Origin of the sequence: Paraburkholderia sp. SIMBA_054 (genome assembly GCF_046534875.1) — a bacterium.
Taxonomy (GTDB): domain Bacteria; phylum Pseudomonadota; class Gammaproteobacteria; order Burkholderiales; family Burkholderiaceae; genus Paraburkholderia; species Paraburkholderia hospita.
In genome coordinates, this window is sequence record NZ_JAWRXV010001640.1 from 1 (window position 1) to 239 (window position 239).

The following is a 239-nucleotide window of genomic DNA, read 5'->3' on the forward strand; positions in this document are numbered from 1 at the left end:
GGATGAAGCGCGGCGCGCACCTGATCAACGCCTCGCGCGGCACCGTGGTCGACATCGAGGCGCTGGACGCGGCGCTGCGCGAGGGCCGTCTCGGCGGCGCGGCGGTGGACGTGTTCCCGGTCGAACCCAAGGGCAATGGCGATGCCTTCGTCTCGCCGCTGACCGTCCACGACAACGTGATCCTGAACCCGCACGTCGGCGGCAGCACGCTGGAAGCGCAGGACAACATCGGCATCGAG

Annotated in this window: 1 protein-coding gene; it reads left to right on the forward strand. The window is 69.9% G+C overall.

Annotation, left to right across the window (positions count from 1 at the left end; translation table 11 throughout):
* Positions 1 to 239, forward strand: a 239-nt coding sequence (locus SB822_RS60645) for an NAD(P)-dependent oxidoreductase (protein ID WP_410859593.1), incomplete at both ends; no start/stop codon positions are given.